The organism is Pseudomonas sp. 31-12, assembly GCF_003151075.1.
GTDB lineage: Bacteria > Pseudomonadota > Gammaproteobacteria > Pseudomonadales > Pseudomonadaceae > Aquipseudomonas.
The window spans coordinates 920553-939949 of record NZ_CP029482.1; the positions used below are offsets into that span (position 1 = coordinate 920553).

The 19397-nt window shown below is 61.0% G+C and carries 14 protein-coding genes; 1 reads left to right on the forward strand and 13 read right to left on the reverse strand.

The window, feature by feature from the left end:
* Positions 1-49: 49 nt before the first annotated feature.
* From DJ564_RS04170 to gcbA, 13 genes are all read right to left on the reverse strand, one after another.
* A complete protein-coding gene (locus DJ564_RS04170; protein ID WP_109627778.1) occupies positions 50-2827 on the reverse strand; it encodes a hybrid sensor histidine kinase/response regulator in 2778 nt (925 codons plus the stop codon).
* Positions 2828-2926: 99 nt separating this feature from the next.
* Positions 2927-4222 carry a phosphoribosylamine--glycine ligase gene (gene purD / locus DJ564_RS04175; protein ID WP_109627779.1) on the reverse strand — a complete coding sequence of 432 codons (1296 nt, stop codon included), beginning with the start codon at positions 4220-4222 and terminating at the stop codon, positions 2927-2929.
* Positions 4223-4376: 154 nt separating this feature from the next.
* Positions 4377-5984, reverse strand: a complete 1608-nt coding sequence (gene purH / locus DJ564_RS04180) for a bifunctional phosphoribosylaminoimidazolecarboxamide formyltransferase/IMP cyclohydrolase (RefSeq protein ID WP_109627780.1) — start codon at positions 5982-5984, stop codon at positions 4377-4379.
* A gap of 81 nt (positions 5985-6065) precedes the next feature.
* The gene (fis, locus tag DJ564_RS04185; protein ID WP_007907419.1) at positions 6066-6386 is read right to left on the reverse strand and encodes a DNA-binding transcriptional regulator Fis; all 321 of its coding nucleotides are present in this window, start codon (positions 6384-6386) and stop codon (positions 6066-6068) included.
* Positions 6383-7393 (reverse strand): tRNA dihydrouridine synthase DusB, encoded by a 1011-nt coding sequence (gene dusB / locus DJ564_RS04190; protein ID WP_010463890.1) that lies wholly within the window; start codon positions 7391-7393, stop codon positions 6383-6385. The genes fis and dusB overlap by 4 nt, the downstream gene beginning before the upstream one ends.
* Before the next feature lie 185 nt (positions 7394-7578).
* On the reverse strand, positions 7579-8793 hold the full coding sequence (locus tag DJ564_RS04195) for a DUF3426 domain-containing protein (protein ID WP_109627781.1): 1215 nt from the start codon (positions 8791-8793) through the stop codon (positions 7579-7581).
* A gap of 30 nt (positions 8794-8823) precedes the next feature.
* The gene (gene prmA, locus DJ564_RS04200) at positions 8824-9702 is read right to left on the reverse strand and encodes a 50S ribosomal protein L11 methyltransferase (RefSeq protein ID WP_109627782.1); all 879 of its coding nucleotides are present in this window, start codon (positions 9700-9702) and stop codon (positions 8824-8826) included.
* A gap of 285 nt (positions 9703-9987) precedes the next feature.
* A complete protein-coding gene (accC, locus tag DJ564_RS04210; protein ID WP_010463885.1) occupies positions 9988-11346 on the reverse strand; it encodes an acetyl-CoA carboxylase biotin carboxylase subunit in 1359 nt (452 codons plus the stop codon).
* A 17-nt stretch (positions 11347-11363) separates the two neighbouring features.
* A complete protein-coding gene (accB, locus tag DJ564_RS04215; protein WP_054044024.1) occupies positions 11364-11825 on the reverse strand; it encodes an acetyl-CoA carboxylase biotin carboxyl carrier protein in 462 nt (153 codons plus the stop codon).
* 46 nt (positions 11826-11871) lie between these two features.
* Positions 11872-12324 carry a type II 3-dehydroquinate dehydratase gene (gene aroQ / locus DJ564_RS04220; protein ID WP_109627783.1) on the reverse strand — a complete coding sequence of 151 codons (453 nt, stop codon included), beginning with the start codon at positions 12322-12324 and terminating at the stop codon, positions 11872-11874.
* A gap of 131 nt (positions 12325-12455) precedes the next feature.
* Positions 12456-14207, reverse strand: coding sequence for a protein-disulfide reductase DsbD (locus DJ564_RS04225; protein WP_109627784.1), 1752 nt, complete (start codon positions 14205-14207; stop codon positions 12456-12458).
* Positions 14208-14369: 162 nt separating this feature from the next.
* Positions 14370-16316 (reverse strand): methyl-accepting chemotaxis protein, encoded by a 1947-nt coding sequence (locus tag DJ564_RS04230; RefSeq protein ID WP_109627785.1) that lies wholly within the window; start codon positions 16314-16316, stop codon positions 14370-14372.
* 52 nt (positions 16317-16368) lie between these two features.
* Positions 16369-18039: a diguanylate cyclase GcbA gene (gene gcbA / locus DJ564_RS04235; RefSeq protein WP_109627786.1), complete on the reverse strand. Its 1671-nt coding sequence runs from the start codon at positions 18037-18039 to the stop codon at positions 16369-16371.
* Positions 18040-18327: 288 nt separating this feature from the next.
* On the opposite strand from gcbA, the gene DJ564_RS04240 reads away from it, so the two are divergent.
* Positions 18328-19395 (forward strand): DUF2333 family protein, encoded by a 1068-nt coding sequence (locus tag DJ564_RS04240; RefSeq protein WP_109627787.1) that lies wholly within the window; start codon positions 18328-18330, stop codon positions 19393-19395.
* Positions 19396-19397 lie beyond the last annotated feature (2 nt).

Here is a 19397-nt window from a genome sequence, read left to right on the forward strand (position 1 = left end):
TCTGGGGAAGTCGAGGGGGAGTCTATCAGGCGTTGCGTGGGCTGTCGGCTCAAGAGGTAGGCGCCGTCGCCCGATTCTGCTGGTCACGTTGTGCAACCCAATGCTCGATCAGGTCACGCAACTGCGACAGCTCGACCGGTTTGGCCATGTGCCCGTCCATGCCGGCCTGGCGCGCGCGCTCTTTGTGCTCTGCAAGGATGTGAGCGGTCAATGCCACCACCGGGGTGCGAATCCGCTGATTGCCGACTTCCCAGGCACGTAACTGCTGGGTGGCAGAGAAGCCATCGAGGATCGGCATTTCACAATCCATCAGGACCAGGTCGTAACGCTGGGCTTTCATCGCCTGCAAGGCTTCTTCGCCATTGCTGGCGGTGTCTGGTTGCAGGTTGAGCTTGCCGAGCATGCCGCGAATCACCTTGGTCGAGATATTGTTGTCCTCGGCCACCAGGATACGGAAATCACTCGGGACCTTGACCGGAAGTGTCGGGCCTGTGGGCAGGTGCGGCGAGACGGTCGGGCCCTTGTTGCGTTGGTTCAGCTCGTCGGCCAGGGTGGTCTTGAGGGTGTAGCCGGCCACCGGTTTGGCGAGGATGCGCTTGATCCCGGAATTGCGCGCGATGATCTTGCTCGGTGCGTTGCTGATGCCGGTGAGCATGATCAGCAGGATGTCGTGGTTCAGGCTCGGGTCTTCCTTGATCTTGGCCGCCAGTTGCATGCCGGTCATGCCGGGCATGTTCTGGTCCAGCAGGACCACGTCGAAATAGTCACGCAGGTGAGCCTTGGTGCGTAGCAGCGCCAAAGCCTCTTTGCCGGATGGCACGGCGCTGACGTTCAGGCCCCAGGCGCTGCACTGTTGCACCAGCACTTTGCGGCAGGTGTCGTTATCGTCCACCACCAGCACGCGCGCACCTTGCAGCGGCCCATCGAGGTCGGAGGTCGGGTGTTCGAGACGATCGGGGTCCAGGGGCAGGGTCAGCCACAAGGTGCTGCCCTGGTTGGCGCCGCTCTTGATACCGAACTCCCCTTGCATCAAGCGGATCAACTGACGGGCAATCACCAGCCCCAGATTGCCGCCCAGGCTGGTCGCCGAGAGGAAGTGTTTGCTGTGCAGTTCGGCGTGCATCAGGGCGTCGCGTTCTTCGGCCTCCATCGGCACGCCGCTGTCCTGCACTGCGATGCGCAGGCGCGGTTTGGCGCTGCGTTCGTCGAGGGCGACGACGATCAGGATTTCGCCCTCGTCGGTTTTTTTCAGGGCGTTTTCCAGCAGGCTCAGCAAGGTCTGGCGCAGGCGCGTTGGGTCACCGCTGATGACACGCGGCACTTGCGGCTGGATGAAGCTGATCAGCTCTACGTTCTGCTGTTCGGCCTTGGCGCGGAAGATGCTCAGGCAGTCTTCGATCAAGGCGTTGAGATCGAACTGCACGTCGTCCAGTTCGATCTGCCCGGACTCGAGCTTGGAGATGTCGAGAATCTCGTTGATCAGGGTCAGCAGTTCATTGCCGGCGCTGTGGATGGTCTGCACGTAGTCACGTTGCTTGACCGACAACGGTGTGCCCAATAGCAGTTCGGTCATGCCGAGCACGCCGTTCATCGGGGTGCGGATTTCGTGGCTGATTTTCGCCAGGAATTCGGCCTTGGCGTTGATCTCGGCATTGCTGGCGGCCAGGTCGCGGCTGACACTGAAGCGGTCTTCGGTGATGCTGCGCTGACGTTCGCCCAGCGCAATGCTCATCAACAGGCCACTGATGCAGATGAACGCCAGCAGCGTCATGATCAAGCCTTGAGGCGCGACCAGGGTCAGCCCCAACAGCGCCGGCAGGATGATCAGCGTGCCGATGTTGAACACCACCATCGCCGCCACGAACAGGCGCGCCGGACGATAGCCTTTTTGCCAATGATAGGCGCCGACGAACAACATGCTCAGGCCCGCCAGGGCGACCAGGGCATAGGTAATGATGTTCAGCGGCAGCGTGTTGACGAACAACAGCAGCAAGCCGCAGACCACGATGAACAGAATGTCGCCCAGCAACAGCTTGTTCAGCGGGTGCGAGCCGAGCGGGGCGAAGAAACGATAGGCGAACATCAGGCCGCACGGCGCCGTCATCAGCAAGGCGAGATACGCGCCGGGCGTCTGCACCGCGTGCCAGTTGGGTAGCCAGGGCCCTGCCAGATTCAGCAACAGCAACAGGCTGAGCATCAACAAGGCTTCGCATCCGGCCAGCCAGAGGCTGCTGCGCGAGCGGGTGTAGGCATAGCGGACGAGGTTGTGCAGGATCAGCATGCCGATACAACCGAACAGCAGGCCGTAGATCAGCATCTGGTTCTGATTGGCCGCGGTCATGATCGCCGATTGCAGGGTGATATACGGCCGCAACTGGTGATCGGACACCAGCCGCAGGTAGACGTCGAGGGGTTTGTCGCTTTGCGGCAGCGGCAACATGAAATCGCTGCTGGGCAGGGGGCGGTCAGCTTGGGGCTGCCCGGTGCCAGTGTTCAATTGATCGATCAGCGTGTCGCCATCGAGCACATACAGATTGAGCCGCGACAGGTCGGGGGCGAACACTCGCAGCAATTGCTCGTGCTTGCCGGGCGCCAACCTGAAACGCAGCCACAAGGCACCTTCAGGCTCGGCTGCGGTGAGGCGGTCGAGTTCGATGGGGCTGAATTGATTGGTATAGCGAGATGAGCGGATGTCGCTCAGCTGCAGGTCGCCCTGTTCGTCAAGCAATACCGCCCAGCCACTGCCTTGCGCGGCCTGAGCCGGGAGCATGCAGAGCAAGGTCAACAGCGTGACTGTGAAACCTATGGCAATCCTGAGCCAGCGCACGGCGAAATCCCTTCGTAGGTTGATGCCAGATTATTACTATGCGCGGCGCCGGAACAGTCCGGCAAGGGCCTGAAGCCCAAGCCCTGCCGAACGGATCGCTTATTCCTGATTTTCGCCGCGCTCACGGGCAATGGCACGGTAGCCAATGTCCTTGCGATAGAAACAGCCTTCCCAATCAATCTTTGCCGCCAGTTTGTAAGCCTGCTGCTGTGCCGCATCAACGCTGGCACCCATGGCGGTTGCGCAAAGCACCCGTCCACCGGCCGTTACTACGTTACCGTCCTTGAGCGCCGTGCCGGCGTGGAAGACTTTGCCTTCCAGTGCCGCGGCTGCATCCAGACCGTTGATGGCAACGCCTTTAGCGTAGTCGCCAGGATAACCGCCCGCAGCCAACACAATGCCGACGCTCGGACGTGGATCCCATTGCGCCTCGACCTTGTCCAGGGCTTGCGCCAGGGCCGCTTCGACCAGCAACACCAGGCTCGACTGCAAACGCAGCATCACCGGCTGGGTCTCAGGATCACCGAAACGGCAGTTGAACTCGATAACTTTTGGGTTACCAGCCTTGTCGATCATCAGGCCGGCATACAGGAAACCGGTGTAGACATTGCCTTCATCGGCCATGCCGCGCACGGTCGGCCAGATCACCAGGTCCATGACCCGTTGATGGACGTCAGCGGTGACCACCGGGGCAGGGGAGTAAGCGCCCATGCCGCCGGTGTTCGGACCGGTGTCGCCGTCGCCGACGCGTTTGTGGTCCTGGCTGGTGGCCATCGGCAGCACGTTCTTGCCGTCGACCATGACGATGAAGCTGGCTTCTTCGCCGTCGAGGAACTCTTCAATCACCACGCGCGAACCGGCGTCGCCGAACGCATTGCCCGCGAGCATGTCGCGCACGGCGTCTTCGGCTTCGGCCAGGGTCATGGCAACGATCACGCCTTTACCGGCGGCCAGGCCGTCGGCCTTGATCACGATCGGTGCGCCTTTTTCACGCAGATAAGCCAGGGCCGGCTCGATCTCGGTGAAGTTCTGGTAGTCGGCGGTCGGGATCTTGTGGCGCGCCAGGAAATCCTTGGTGAAGGCTTTCGAACCTTCCAGCTGGGCAGCGCCGGCCGTCGGACCGAAGCAATCCAGGCCACGGGAGCGGAACAGATCGACGACGCCTGCGACCAGCGGCACTTCCGGACCGACGATGGTCAGGGAAACGTTCTTCTCGGCAAAATCTGCCAGCTGCTCAAGGGCCAGCACGTCGATAGCGACGTTCTCGCACTTGGCTTCAATGGCGGTGCCGGCGTTGCCCGGGGCAACGAACACTTTCTGCACACGCGGATCCTGAGCCACTTTCCAGGCCAGTGCGTGTTCACGGCCACCGCTGCCAATGATCAAAACATTCATTTCAAAAACCTCGGATGACGCTAATTCTGTTGAGCGCCGCAGGGACGCTTTTCTGTGGGAGCTGGCCTGCCGGCGATGCAAACAACTCGGTTTATCAGCTAAGCCGAGGGGATGCTATCGCTGGCAGGCCAGCTCCCACAGTTGATCGTCGTACTTAGTGACGGAAGTGGCGCATGCCGGTGAAGACCATGGCGATGCCGGCTTCATCAGCCGCTGCAATCACTTCAGCGTCACGCATCGAGCCGCCTGGCTGGATTACTGCGGTAATGCCAACCTTGGCCGCGTTGTCCAGGCCGTCGCGGAACGGGAAGAACGCATCGGAGGCCATCACCGAGCCTGCCACCTGCAAACCGGCGTGTTCAGCCTTGATCGCGGCGATACGCGCAGAGTTCACACGGCTCATCTGGCCAGCGCCGACGCCGATGGTCTGACGGTTCTTGGCGTAGACAATGGCGTTGGATTTAACGTACTTGGCGACTTTCCAGGCGAAGATCAGGTCGTTGATTTCCTGTTCGGTCGGCGCTCGTTTGGTCACGACTTTCAGGTCTTCGCTGCCGATCATGCCGATGTCGCGGCTCTGTACCAGCAAGCCGCCGTTGACGCGCTTGTAGTCCCAGGCAGCGGCGCGATCCGCCGACCACTCGCCGCAGGCCAGCAGGCGCACGTTGGCTTTGGCGGCCACAATGGCGCGGGCTTCTTCGCTCACGGACGGGGCGATGATCACTTCGACGAACTGACGCTCGACGATGGCCTTGGCGGTTTCAGCATCCAGTTCGCGGTTGAACGCGATGATGCCGCCGAATGCCGATTCAGTGTCGGTGGCATAAGCCAGTTCGTAAGCCTGACGAATGCCGCCTTCGGCGTCCGGGCTGACCGCAACGCCGCACGGGTTGGCGTGCTTGACGATCACGCAAGCCGGTTTGACGAAGCTTTTCACGCATTCCAGCGCGGCGTCGGTGTCGGCCACGTTGTTGTACGACAGTTCTTTGCCTTGCAGTTGGGTCGCGGTGGCGATGCCGACTTCGGCAGGCTTGGCTTCAACGTAGAACGCCGCGCTCTGGTGCGGGTTCTCGCCGTAGCGCATTTCCTGGGCCTTGACGAACTGGCTGTTGAAGGTGCGCGGGAACTCGCTGCGACCTTCAGTGCTGAGGGTCTCGGCAGCCTGGTTCACGGTGCCCATGTAGTTGGCGATCATGCCGTCGTAGGCGGCGGTGTGTTCGAAGGCCTTGAGCATCAGGTCGAAACGCTGAGCGTAGGTCAGGCCGCCGGCCTTCAGGCTTTCCAGCACGCTGGCGTAATCGCTGGCATTCACCACGATAGCCACGTCTTTATGGTTTTTTGCGGCCGAACGGACCATGGTCGGGCCGCCGATGTCGATGTTCTCGATGGCGGTCGGCAGGTCGCAGCCTGGCTTGTTGATGGTGGCTTCGAACGGGTACAGGTTGACCGCAACCAGATCGATCGGCTTGATGCCGTGCTCGTTCATGATGGCGTCATCGATACCGCGACGACCGAGGATCCCGCCGTGGATTTTCGGGTGGAGGGTTTTCACCCGACCGTCCATCATTTCTGCGAAACCGGTGTAATCCGCGACTTCCACTGCGGCAACACCGTTGTCGCGCAGCAGCTTGAACGTTCCGCCGGTGGAGAGGATCTCGACGCCCAGGGCTTCAAGCTCTTTGGCGAATTCGAGGATCCCGGTCTTGTCGGAAACGCTGATCAAGGCGCGGCGGATCGGCAGGCGGGTAGTCTGGTCGGTCATTTCAATTTCCATCAAAAGCAAAGGAGTCAGCAAAAAAGGCGACCGTTTTTACGCGGGCGCCTTTCTGGTTTGATTGAATGCTTACAGCAAATCGTACTGCTTGAGTTTCTTGCGCAGCGTGCCTCGGTTCAGCCCGAGCAGCTCGCTGGCCTTGGTCTGGTTGCCCTTGACGTAGTTCATCACGCACTCGAGCAGGGGCGCCTCGACTTCGGAGAGCACCAGGTTGTACACATCCGTGACGGCAGCGCCCTCAAGGTGGGCGAAATAATTGTGCAGCGCCTTCTCGACACTCCCGCGAAGGGTCTGACCTTCTTCGCTCGGCGTATTGAGGTGCTGTTTCAAATTCACGTTGTCGCTCACGGGTGTTGTTCCACTCACTAAAGTCTCGGTCATCATCGTCATGCGGCCACCCCTTCTCCGTCCCCTGTCAGGCTCTTGTAACGTTCGGCGAAGAAGCCCTGAACGTTGGCGCATTGTGCTTCCGTATCTTCCAAACGATTGAAGTGGGCGCGAAACTCCCTGGCGCCCGGCAAGGTTGCGAGATACCAGCCCACATGCTTTCGAGCGATACGGACGCCCATGACGTCTCCATAGAAGACGTGCAGCGCAGCCAGATGCTCTAGCAGAATGCGTTCCACCTCGATCAATTCCAGCGCCGGGAGTTTTTCGCCGGTACGCAGGAAGTGATCGATCTCACGAAAAATCCACGGCCGCCCCTGAGCGGCCCGGCCTACCAGCAGGCCATCGGCACCGGTCGCGTCGAGCACGTACCGGGCCTTCTCAGGGGAATCGATGTCGCCGTTGGCGAAGACCGGCATCGACACCGCCTGCTTGATCGCAGCGATGGTGTCGTACTCGGCTTCACCGGTGTACAGGTCGGCTCGGGTACGGCCATGGACCGCCAACGCCGTAATGCCCGCCTGCTCGGCGATCTTCGCCACCGTCAAACCATTCTTGTTGTCCCGGTCCCAGCCGGTGCGGATCTTCAAGGTAACCGGCACATCGACTGCGGCCACGACGGCCTGCAGGATCTCGGTCACCAATGCTTCATCCTTCAACAGTGCGGACCCGGCGGCCTTGTTGCAGACCTTCTTCGCCGGACAGCCCATGTTGATGTCAATAATCTGTGCGCCCAGTTCAACGTTGGCCCGGGCCGCATCCGCCAGCATCTGTGCATCACCCCCGGCGATCTGGACCGAGCGCGGCTCGGGATCACCTTCGTGGATCATGCGCATCCGCGATTTGCGGGTGTTCCACAAACTCATGTCGCTGGTAACCATTTCCGAGACTACAAGCCCTGCGCCCAGTCGCTTGCACAGCTGACGAAAGGGCTGGTCGGTGACTCCCGCCATGGGGGCGAGAATCAAACCGTTGTGCAATGTATATGGACCGATGCGTACCGCCGACATAGGACTTCCCTGTTGTGGGGCCGGATCATGAGAGTTCGAAAAAGGGTTGGCATGATACCCGCTCTCGATGACTGGATAAAGGCTGAATTGAACAAAATCTGAACAGTAATTCTGTTATCGCCAGCGGTTTGGTATGAGCGGTCAAAGTCAGAAATATGCCGTCAACGCCGTAACACTGAAGCGTTTCACTCGGGCGAATGGAAGCTCAGGCTGTAATTCACCGCTTTGGCGCCTGGATCGAGGATATCCAGTGCGATGTGGATCGGCGTCTGCGGCGGCATCTCCGCCATGCCTTCGAGATCGCCGTTCAGGTACTCGCCGGGCTTGAAGCGACGGCTGGCGATCAGGTGGCCGTTAAGGTCGGCGAAGCGCAGTTCCAGCAGCGGAAAAGGCTGGGAGAAGGGCGCACGGTTGTAGATGATCGCATCGACCACCAGCGCACCATTGAATTCAGGGTGACTGCGGACCACCAGGTTGCTGCTTTTGATTTTCGCGATATCGACTTTCGATGGCACCGTGCAGCCGACTTGCGGGCACAGTTGCTGGAACCACGGACGGTACTGGTCCTGGCGCGCCAGTTCGTCGAAGTGGTAAGCGATGTATTGGCCAGCGAGCGCGGCGGCACCGAGCAGCACCAGCAGCAGCCAGAAAAGCCGTCGGCCCCAAGGGGATCGACGTTTCTGCCAATCCAGTTGCAGCGGGTCGTCTGCCAGGTCCTGCAAGGCTTCGGCCCGTTCGGTCGCCTCGTTGCGTTCGTGTCGCTTGCGCAAGGGGGCAATCGGGGGCAGGTCGTCAGGTGCGTCGGTTGCCGACAGTCGATCATGGCGCAGGGGCATGTCCAGCGGATCATTCAGGCGTAGTTGCGGCACCTGGGGCTCGTCGTCCAGATCAACCGGTTCCAGCGAGAATGAAGGTTCGGTGCGCGAGGGCTTGACCGGATCTGGCTGCGTTTCCCGTGGGTCGGCTTCGACCGCCTGGGCGCGATCGGCTGCCGATTCGCTGAAGAGGCTGTCGGACCAGGGTTCATCCTCGTGCTCGGCGGAGTCGCGGCGAGCGCTGATGCCGTTTTCGCGGTGCCGGCCGAATTCCGTGGTCGGCTGGATTTCCCGCTGTTCGAGCCGGGCGAGTTCTTCGTCCAGGTCCAGGCTGTCCAGATCCAGTTCAGTGGCGGACCACTGCTTTTGGCTGATGGCGCGCGGGGCCGGCGGTTCGACAATGGCCGGGGCAACCGGTGTGACGGCTTCGTTGCCGCCCCGTTGCTCAAGCAACTGCTTGGCGGCGTTGAACACCTGCAAGCAGGAGCCGCAACGAACCACTCCACGGGCCACGCTCAATTGAGCATGGCTGACGCGGAAGCTGGTTTGGCAATGCGGGCACTGGGTGACGAAGCTGTCGGTCATGCGGCGATCCGGTTTATGCAGGCGTTCATTCTAGCGCCGACGGCCAGTGATGCGCACCCAGCCATCGCGATTGGCGATCGGGTCCAGATCGAAGTCTTGAGCATAGGCTTTGGCGACGTCTTCACCTTGCTCGGCGAGGATGCCCGACAACGCCAGACGACCACCGGGTTTGACCAGACTGGACAATTGCGGCGCCAGGGAAACCAGCGGGCCGGCAAGAATGTTGGCCACCAGCACGTCGGCTTTAACCTGCGGCAGATCTTCCGGCAGATACAGGGGGAAGAGTGCGTCGGCGATGTTGTTGCGCCCGGCGTTGTCGCGGGAGGCTTCCAGCGCCTGCACGTCGATGTCGGTGCCGACCGCTTCCTTGGCCCCCAGCAGCAGGGCGGCAATCGCCAGAATCCCCGAGCCGCAACCGAAGTCGAGCACATTGCAGCCTTTGAGGTCCTGACCGTCGAGCCATTCCAGGCACAGCGCGGTGGTCGGGTGCGTGCCGGTGCCGAACGCCAGGCCCGGGTCCAGCAGAATGTTCACGGCGTCGGGTTCAGGGGCAGCGTGCCAGCTTGGAACGATCCACAGGCGTTGACCGAAGCGCATTGGCTGGAAATCGTCCATCCAGCTGCGCTCCCAGTCCTGGTCTTCGATCACTTCGCTGTGATGCTCGGGCAGCGGGCTGCCGGTCAGCAGCTCCAGGTGGGCCAGTACGCTGGCGGCTTCGGTGCCACCTTCGAACAGGGCCAGCAGGTGCGTGTGCGACCACAGCGGCGTGGTGTTGAGTTCAGGTTCGAAGATCGGCTGGTCTTCGGCGTCCATGAAGGTCACCGACACGGCGCCCACTTCAAGGAAAGCGTCTTCGTAGGTTTCGGCTTGTTCTGGGCTGATGGCGAGACGGACTTGCAGCCAAGGCATGGCGGGCACCTTTGAAAAATATTGATTGCAGCCTAGCGGGCTGCGAGAAGCGCGCAAGTTTACGCGAGAGTGCGGGTGTTGTGGGAGTGGGTTGGTCTGAGCGTCATCTCATACCCTGTGGGAGCGGGCTTGCCCGCGATGACGGTGTATCAGTCGACATCAATGTTGGGTGTTGCGGCCTCATCGCGGGCAAGCCCGCTCCCACAGGGTTGGCGGTGATCCGTTAAATGAAATGTTAGATACAACAAAGCCGCCCGAAGGCGGCTTTGTTGATCGGGCTAAAGCTTAGTGCTTGTCGCCAGCCAGCTTGTGTTCCAGGTAGTGGATGTTGATACCACCTTTGCAGAAGCCTTCGTCGCGGACCAGGTCGCGGTGCAGCGGGATGTTGGTCTTGATCCCGTCGACAACGATTTCGTCCAGTGCATTGCGCATGCGCGCCAATGCTTCGTCACGGGTTGCGCCGTAGGTGATCAGCTTGCCGATCAACGAATCATAGTTCGGCGGAACGGCATAACCGCTGTACAGGTGCGAATCGACGCGAACGCCGTTGCCGCCTGGAGCGTGGAAATGCTTGACCGTGCCCGGGCTTGGCATGAAGGTTTTCGGGTCTTCGGCGTTGATTCGGCATTCCAGTGCATGACCGCGGATAACCACGTCTTCCTGGGTGTACGACAACTTGTTGCCAGCGGCGATGCTGAGCATCTCCTTGACGATGTCGATGCCGGTGACCATTTCCGAAACCGGGTGCTCAACCTGAACGCGGGTGTTCATTTCGATGAAATAGAACGCGCCGTTCTCGTACAGGAACTCGAAAGTGCCTGCGCCACGGTAGTTGATGTCGATGCACGCCTTGACGCAGCGAGCGAGGACTTCAGCGCGAGCCTTCTCGTCGATGCCCGGTGCCGGCGCTTCTTCGAGAACCTTCTGGTGACGACGTTGCAGCGAGCAATCGCGGTCGCCCAGATGGATGGCGTGGCCCTGGCCATCGGAAAGCACCTGGACTTCCACGTGACGTGGGTTGGTCAGGAATTTTTCCAGATAGACCATCGGGTTGCCGAACGCCGCGCCAGCTTCGGTGCGGGTCAGTTTGGCGAAGGAGATCAGGTCTTCTTCTTTATGCACAACGCGCATGCCGCGACCACCACCGCCGCCAGCGGCTTTGATGATCACCGGGTAACCGACTTCGCGACCGATGCGCAGAGCGGTTTCTTCGTCTTCAGGCAACGGCCCGTCGGAACCCGGAACGGTTGGAACGCCTGCAGCGATCATGGCGTGCTTGGCCGAAACCTTGTCGCCCATCAGGCGAATGGTGTCGGCTTTCGGGCCAATGAACGCGAAGCCGGAGTTTTCGACCTGTTCAGCGAAATCAGCGTTTTCCGCCAGGAAACCGTAGCCTGGGTGGATGGCGGTGGCGCCGGTCACTTCAGCCGCGGCGATGATGGCCGGAATGTGCAGGTAAGAATGGGCGGCCGAGGCCGGACCAATGCAGACGGACTCGTCTGCCAGGCCCAGGTGCATCAGCTCTTTGTCGGCCTTGGAGTAAACGGCGACAGTCTTGATGCCCATCTCTTTGCAGGCACGCAGGATCCGCAGGGCAATCTCACCGCGGTTGGCGATCAGAACTTTTTCCAACTTCGCAGTCATCAAAGTTTCTCCGCGGTTCAAACGATGGTGAACAGCGGTTGGTCGTACTCAACCGGCTGGCCGTCTTCGACGAGGATGGATTCGATCACGCCGCTGGTTTCAGCTTCGATGTGGTTCATCATCTTCATGGCTTCGACGATGCACAGAGTGTCGCCTTTCTTCACGGTCTGGCCGACTTCAACGAAGGACGGCGAGCTTGGCGAAGACTTGCGATAGAAGGTGCCGACCATCGGCGAACGGGCAACGGTGCCGTTCAGCACTGGCGCGGCCGGAGCAGCAGGTGCTGCAGCGGCAACCGGAGCGGCAGCAACTGGCGCTGGAGCCGGAGCGTGCATTGGAGCCGGTGCGTAGTACTGCTGAGCCGGGGTCTTGCTATGACGGCTGATGCGTACGGACTCTTCGCCTTCCTTGATCTCGAGCTCGTCGATGCCGGACTCTTCCAGCAATTCGATCAGTTTCTTAACTTTACGGATATCCATGAATCATCAACTCCCAAGGGTCGGTCAGGGGCGTTACGCTTGTTGTTCAAGCCGTTGCCGGTCTTTCAAGCTGTTCCAGGGCGGCCTCCAGGGCCAGTCGATAACCGCTGGCGCCAAGGCCGCAGATCACTCCCACCGCTACGTCGGAGAAGTAAGAGTGATGGCGGAAAGGTTCGCGTTTGTGCACGTTAGACAAATGCACTTCGATGAATGGGATGCTCACCGCCAGCAGCGCGTCACGTAATGCGACACTTGTGTGCGTAAAAGCTGCTGGGTTGATCAGAATGAAGTCCACACCTTCGCCTTTTGCGGCGTGGATGCGGTCAATCAATTCGTACTCGGCATTGCTTTGCAGGTACAGCAAATGATGGCCGGCTTCACGGGCACGGCGTTCCAGGTCCTGGTTGATCTGCGCCAGCGTCGTAGCGCCATAGGTGCCCGGTTCACGGGTGCCGAGCAAGTTCAGGTTGGGGCCGTGCAGAACCAATAGCGTCGCCATCTGCTGTTCCTTGTTATCTGTGTGCAATTGTCAGAACCCGGCGACTATGCCGCAAAGCCTTTGTGACTGTCCAGTTCTATGCAATAGCCAGCACGATGGCCGATGTTTGCGCGAAATATGTGACCGGGTGATTAAATCCGGTCATTTGCTATGGCAACACGTTCGGCGAAGTCTTTCGCGTTGATCTCGCCGATTACTCGCACATTGGCGCGTTCGACGCCGTCCTTGCCGAAAAACATCAGGGCCGGAGGGCCGAACAGTTTGTAGCGATCGAGCAGCGCGCGTTGCTCGGCGTTGCTGGCGGTGATATCGAAGCGGACGAGGCGATAGCCTTTCAGGCGATCGACGACGGTGGGGTCGTTGAGCACTTCGCGTTCGATGACTTTGCAGCTGATGCACCAGTCCGCGTACCAGTCGAGCAGCAGCGGAGTGCCAGCGGATTTGGCCTCGGCGAGGGCGCGATCGAGGTCGGTCGGGGAGCTGATGGTTTGCCAGGCGCTAGTATTTTGCGGCTGTTCGTTGCTGGCGGTGATGCGTGGTTGGCCGATCGGGTTGAACGGGTCGGTCTGACCGCTGAACGCCCCGAACCAGCAAGCCAGTGCGTAAAACAGCAAGAACATCCCGAGCAGTTGGCTGAGGCGTTTTCGAGGAGGTTTGTAGACGAATTCCAGCGCGCCCATGAACAACCCCACGCCACCGGCCAGCAGACCAATCAGCAACAAGGTGATCTGCCCCGGCAATACGCGGCTGACCAGTCCGATTGCCAATCCCAGCAACAACACGCCAATCGCGTTTTTCACATAGACCAGCCACGGCCCGCTTTTCGGCAGCCAGGCCGCGCCGCCGGTGGCCACGAGCAGCAGCGGTGCGCCCATGCCCAAGCCAAGCATGAACAGTTTCAATCCACCCCCCAGCGCATCGCCGCTGGCGCTGATATAAAGCAGCGCACCGGCCAGCGGCGCCGAAACGCAGGGCGATACCAGCAAGCTCGAAACCACGCCCAGCACTGCGGCGCCCCACAACGATCCGCCTTCGGTGCGCCCGGCGATCCGGTCCAGGCGACTGCTGATGGCCTGGGGCAACTTGAGTTCGAACACCCCGAACATTGCCAGGGCAAACAGCGCAAAGAACATCGCGAACGGTACCAGCACCCACGCCGATTGCAGGCGCGCCTGAAGGTTGAGCTGAGCGCCGAACATCCCCATCAACGCCCCCAGCAGAGCGAAGCAGGCAGCCATTGGCAGCACGTAAGCGAGCGACAGATTGAAGCCGCGCAACCCGCCGACCTGACCACGCAATACCACGCCGGAGAGAATCGGCAGCATCGGCAGTACGCACGGGGTGAAGGTCAATCCCAAACCGGCGAGAAAGAACAAGGCGAGTTCGCGCCAGCTCCAGTTCTGCGCGGTGGCGGGTGTCGGAGCGCCGACGCCTTCAATGTTCAGGCGTTCGGTTTCGGGTGGATAACACAGGCCTTTGTCGGCGCAGCCCTGATAGGTCACAGCCAGCGTGAAGGCGCGCGGATCGGTGCGCGGTACTTCGACGTCGAGAATGCCGTGATAGACCTCGACATCGCCAAAGTATTCATCGTGCTTTTGCTCGCCCTTGGGCAATTGCGCCGCGCCCAGGACAACCTCGGCCGGATCGGCACGAAACTGAAAGCGATGCCGATAGAGGTAGTAACCCTCTGTGGCGACAAAACGCAGCTTGATCGATTGCGGCGTGCTGTCGACCAGACTCAGCTGAAACGCCTCGCGCACCGGCAGGAAGTCGGCGCTGTTGTTGATCGAGCCCAAGGAGGAACTGGGCCGACTCTCCAGCAACCCGGCGGCGTTGGCCGGCAGGGCGAGCACTAAAAGCAGCAGGCAAAGCAAACGGCGCATGACAATCTCGCGTATCGGAATTGGGGGCATGATAGCGGACAGTCGCGGGGTGTGCAGGCAGGGAGTTTTGTGTTGAATGTTCTGACGCCATCGCGGGCAAGCCCGCTCCCACAGGTTTTGCGCGGTCCTTGTGGGAGCGGGCTTGCCCGCGATGGCGATTTGTCAGACGCGGAAAGCCTGAACGGCTGTATGCAATCGCCCGCCCAACACCAAGAGATTCTCCCCCTGCACGCGCCCCTCGCCAATCCGCAGCAAGTTATCCCCACCCAGCTTGTGGATACGTTCGCTGTGATCACGGATCTCACTGACCGCACCACTCTGCTGCGCAGTGACATCGGCAATGCGCACCGCGGTGTCGGAAATGGTCTGGATCGCCCCGACGATTTTATCCAAAGCGCCGTCGGCAGCCTGAGCCTGATTGGCCGTGGCTTCGGCGTGTTCGACCTGGGCGCGCATGCCTTCCACCGATTGCCGCGCGGCGGTTTGCAGGCCGGCGATCAAAGTCTGGATCTCTGCCGTGGCCCCGGCCGTGCGTTGCGCCAGTGAGCGAACTTCTTCCGCCACCACCGCAAACCCGCGGCCCATCTCTCCGGCGCGGGCGGCTTCGATGGCGGCGTTCAGGGCCAGCAGGTTGGTCTGGTCGGCAATCGAGCGGATCACCGTCAGCACGCCGCCGATGGTCGCCGACTCTTCAGCCAGGTGCTCGATCATCTGCGCATTGCCTTGCACTTCACCCACCAGTTCATGCAGGCCGGTGAGGCTCAGTCCGATGACTTTCTGGCCATGCTCGACCGCCAGCCCGGCATGGCGACTGGCGTCGGCGGCCTGGCTGGCGTCGCCGGCGACCTGTTGAATCGTGGCCTCCAGTTCACCGAGGGAATCGCGGATCAGCGCGGTGTCGCCGGCCTGGTGTTCGGCGCCGCTGTGCAAATCGTTGCTCAGTTCGGCCAGGGTGCGGCTGCTGCCGGCCACCTGCTCGGCATTGAGGCGAATGGTGCCGACGAGGTCCACGAGGTACGCGCGCAAGCGATTGAGCGACGCTTCAATGTCGTGCAGTTCTCGGTTGGTTTTGCCCAGTTGAATGTCCTGGCTGAAGTCGCCTTCGGCCCAGGTCGACAGGGCGGGGCCGAGGTTGGTCAGCGTTCGGGCCAGTTTTCGTTGCAAGGTGTCGATCAGCAACGCGATCAGCAGAATCAGGCCGATCATCACGCCTTGCATCAAGCGCACTTCGCCCTGGATCTGCCCATGCTGGGCGCGGACTACCGGCTCCAGCCCGGCGATGGCTTGCTGCACGTCGGCGATTTTCAGGTGCGTCGCGGTGCTGAGGTCGGTGCGTTTCTGGATCTGATCCCGAGTCCGCGCCAGTTCAGCCGGGTAACGCGTCAGCAGACTGTTGAGTTCCCGTTTGAGGCCGACGCCGGCATCTTCGGCGACGGCTTTTTCGGTGTTCTCCAGCCCCATCATCGCCGCGAAATCATCCGTCCCGGATTCACTGCTGGCAGCTACACCGAGCAACGGCAAGGCGCCGATCAGCTCGGACTGGGCGCGGATGCTGGCGACTTCGCGCTCGACATCGGCGGCCAGTTCACTGCGCCCGCTGCTGACCAGTTTGTTCCGGGCCAACGACAGTTTGCCCAGGTGCTGGGACGCGGCGAGCAAGGGCGCGAGGTACGCCGCGTTGCCGCTGGCGTATTGGCTGAGTTGGTCGAGGCTGGCGCCGAGCTCGCGTTCGGCTTGCAGCAACAGCGCCTGCGGGTCACCGGCGAGTTTGCCGGCGGCCAGCAGGTCGGTTTTGCTGAATTCATCGAGGTTCGACAGGCTTGGGCGCAAGGTGTCGGCCAGCTCCGGCGGCAATTCACCCAGTTGCTTTTGCAAGCCGTCGATGGCCTGGCTGGCGCTGCTCAGGCGCAGGGCATCGCCGCTGGCGAGGTAATCCTCAACGTTGCGCGCCACTTCATTCTGAAATTGCTGGGACAACCCCAGGTAACGCTCCATCAGCAGATAAGGGCGTTCGAGGGCTTTTTGCGACCACCAGAGCGTCGCGCCAAGGGCCACGCACACGGCGACTAAAAGAAGGGTATTGAGATTGGTCAGCAGCTTCAGGCGCATCGCGGGTCTACCAACGGCAGAATGGTAAGCGCCTGAAGTTATTGCGTTTCTATTACAGGGTTATGACCGAATGGGTCCATTCCGATGAAAAAGTGGCACTTTGCTTTGACGTCCGCGCAGCCTGCACGCGGTTGCGTCCACCGTCCTTGGCGCGGTACAGCGCTTCGTCGGCCTGGCTGGCCATCATCAGGCTGTCGGAGTGGTCACACAGCTCAACCACCCCGGCGCTGAACGTGCACCACAGATCCTGAGGCTGGGCGGGATAGTGGATTTCGGCAAAGCGTTGGCGGATCTCATCGAGCACTTTATGGGCCGCTTCGAGATCGGTGTCCGGCATGACAATGGCGAATTCTTCACCGCCGTAGCGGCCGATGAAGTCGGTCTTGCGCAACCGCTGCTTGAGGAACAGTGCCAGGCTCTTGATGACCCGGTCGCCCATGGGGTGGCCGTGGCTGTCGTTGACCCGTTTGAAGTGGTCGATGTCGAGCATCGCAAAGCTCAGCGGCTTGCTCTCGCGGCGGGCGCGGAAGCTGCAGTCTTCGAGCAATTGCAGAATGTGAGTGTGGTTATACAGGCCGGTCAGGCTGTCGCGGACCATTCGCGCCTTCAGATTGCGTGCCCGCGCCGCGCGGTTGCGCACGGTGGTGATCAGGTGCCGCGGCTTGATCGGTTTGGTCAGGAAATCGTCGCCGCCTTCGCTCATGGCGTCGAGTTGCTTGTCCAGGTCATCTTCGGCCGACAGGTAAATGATCGGTACGCTGACGTAACGGTCGTTGTGCCGGATCACCTTGGCCAGTTCCGTGCCGGTGCAGGTCGGCATGTACATGTCGAGGATGATCAGGTCCGGCTGAAAGTCCGCCAGTTCGGCCATGGCCTGAATCGGGTCGATCAAGGTTCGGGTGACGATCCCGGCGCTGTTCAGCAGGCGCTCGGTGTGCAGGGCCTGGGCGCGCGAGTCGTCGATGATCAGCACTTTATAAGGTTCGTACTGGGCGACGCAGGTCAGGACTTCGATCTTCTCCAGCAAGCTCGAGGCTTCGAGGGTGCCGGTGAGGAATTCCTGGCCACCGGCGCGCACGGCGGCGAGGCGGGTAGGGGTGTCGGTTTCGTGCAGACTGAAGAACAGCAGCGGTAACGGTTCGTCCAGTCCGACCTGGGCTTCGGCGGCCAGTTTCAGGCCAATGCCGGTGCCACTGAAGTCCACGTCCATGACGATTGCCGCCGGAAGGCGCTCGACCATAGAGGAGCGAAACGCCGCCACACTGTCCAGGGATTGGGCGCTGAGCCCGAAAAATTCCAGCTGCTTGGCCAGGCGCTCGGCGCGGTCGTGATCCTGCAGCATCACGTAGATCGGCTTGCGCAGCGGCGGCAGGAAGGTTTGTTCGAGCTGATCGCCGTGGCGCAGGCCGGTGCGCGACAGGCGCTGCATCAAGCGATTGAGGTCGGTGATCAGGCCGCTGCTCAGGCGTCCGCGATTGGCGTCGACAGCCTCCAGCGACAGGCCGATGTGGCGCGCCAGTTGCGTGTGTTCCGGTTGCTCGAAACGCTCGGCAAAGCGCAGCAGGCGCAGGTTGGCCTCGCTCAGTTCGGACAAATCGGTGGTCGACCACTCGCTGCGTTGCAGGCGCTGCCATATCTCAAGAATCTGACGTGCCTGATGAATTACCCGCTGGGCAAAGTGGTGCTTGAGGCGCTCACGGCTGGGGTCTTCTGGCTCGGTCATATCCTGACTACTAGTTAGGGTGCATGCTGAGATCGACTGGTGGCTCTATGCTAGCACCTCTTTTCAATCCCATGAGCGTCGTGTGTCAATAATCTGCAAAGCGGCCTCATTCAGTTTCTGACTGGCTGGTCGCATAGGCTCGCCGCTGTGCTTCATTTATAGTGGTCCCTGATCGCGGCCATTGTAAGTCCCTCCGTTTCGCGCAGGATTTAATGCGCGGCAAACGAGGCACGATGGCGTAGGGTTGTGGTCGAACCGATGAACTCAAGTGATTGAAAGGATATCGCCATGCTGGACTGGAAGAATCGCGCGGGCAGCGCGCCTGAACGTGCCGCTGAACCGAAATCGGCCACCCGCAGTTATGTCGGCGGCCTGTTGTTCAGCCGGGCGCTGGCCACGCTGATTGGCCTTTACCTGCTGGTCGCGATTGGGCTGGGTTGGTATTGGAGCCAGGAGCCTGCGCTGTTCCCGGTTCAACAAAATGCCCAGGTGGCGGCCGAGAAAGAAGGCAAGCAAATGGTCATCGGGTACACCACGGTGGAAACCCTCAAGACTGTCGCCGGCACGTTGCTGAGCAAGCCAGGTGGCTATATTTCCAACGACCGGTTCCCGCCGGGCCTGTGGATGGACAACACGCCGAGCTGGGAATATGGCGTGCTGGTCCAGGTTCGCGACCTGAGTCGTGCCATGCGTAAAGACTTCGCGCGTTCCCAGTCGCAGTCCACCGAAGACGCCGACCTGGCCAAGGCCGAGCCGCGTTTCAACTTCGACAACAAGAGCTGGGTGCTGCCCTCCAGTGAGTCCGAATACCAGGAAGGCATCAATTCCCTGAGCCGTTATCAGGCTCGCCTCTCCGATCCAAGTCAGAAAAGCGCGCTGTTCTATGCCCGCGCCGACAACCTGAACAACTGGCTGGGCGATGTCGGCACCCGTTTGGGTTCGCTGTCGCAACGGCTGTCGGCCAGTGTTGGCCGGGTCAAACTCAACACCGCGCTGAAAACCGAGGTGCTGGCCCCGGGTCAGGTGCCACAGGTCGATGAAGAAATCGTCGAGACCCCGTGGATGCAGATCGACAATGTGTTCTACGAAGCTCGCGGCCAAGCCTGGGCCTTGTCCCATCTGCTGCGTGCCATCGAAGTCGACTTCGCCGATGTGCTCGCGAAGAAGAACGCCACGGTCAGCGTGCGCCAGATCATTCGCGAGCTGGAAGCTTCGCAAGAGCCGGTGTGGAGCCCGATGATCCTCAACGGTAGCGGCTTCGGTGTGCTGGCCAACCACTCGCTGGTCATGGCCAATTACATCTCCCGGGCCAACGCCGCAGTCATCGATCTGCGTCAATTGCTCAATCAAGGCTGAGT

Bases quoted from the DNA above. Each gene is read 5' to 3' on its own strand.
- prmA (WP_109627782.1), bottom strand. From the start codon at position 9,702: ATGCCTTGGCTGCAAGTCCGTCTCGCCATCAGCCCAGAACAAGCCGAA.
- DJ564_RS04195 (WP_109627781.1), bottom strand. From the start codon at position 8,793: ATGACCGACAGCTTCGTCACCCAGTGCCCGCATTGCCAAACCAGCTTC.
- gcbA (WP_109627786.1), bottom strand. From the start codon at position 18,039: ATGACCGAGCCAGAAGACCCCAGCCGTGAGCGCCTCAAGCACCACTTT.
- accB (WP_054044024.1), bottom strand. From the start codon at position 11,825: ATGGATATCCGTAAAGTTAAGAAACTGATCGAATTGCTGGAAGAGTCC.
- DJ564_RS04230 (WP_109627785.1), bottom strand. From the start codon at position 16,316: ATGCGCCTGAAGCTGCTGACCAATCTCAATACCCTTCTTTTAGTCGCC.
- fis (WP_007907419.1), bottom strand. From the start codon at position 6,386: ATGACGATGATGACCGAGACTTTAGTGAGTGGAACAACACCCGTGAGC.
- purD (WP_109627779.1), bottom strand. From the start codon at position 4,222: ATGAATGTTTTGATCATTGGCAGCGGTGGCCGTGAACACGCACTGGCC.
- dusB (WP_010463890.1), bottom strand. From the start codon at position 7,393: ATGTCGGCGGTACGCATCGGTCCATATACATTGCACAACGGTTTGATT.
- accC (WP_010463885.1), bottom strand. From the start codon at position 11,346: ATGACTGCGAAGTTGGAAAAAGTTCTGATCGCCAACCGCGGTGAGATT.
- purH (WP_109627780.1), bottom strand. From the start codon at position 5,984: ATGACCGACCAGACTACCCGCCTGCCGATCCGCCGCGCCTTGATCAGC.
- aroQ (WP_109627783.1), bottom strand. From the start codon at position 12,324: ATGGCGACGCTATTGGTTCTGCACGGCCCCAACCTGAACTTGCTCGGC.
- DJ564_RS04240 (WP_109627787.1), top strand. From the start codon at position 18,328: ATGCTGGACTGGAAGAATCGCGCGGGCAGCGCGCCTGAACGTGCCGCT.
- DJ564_RS04225 (WP_109627784.1), bottom strand. From the start codon at position 14,207: ATGCGCCGTTTGCTTTGCCTGCTGCTTTTAGTGCTCGCCCTGCCGGCC.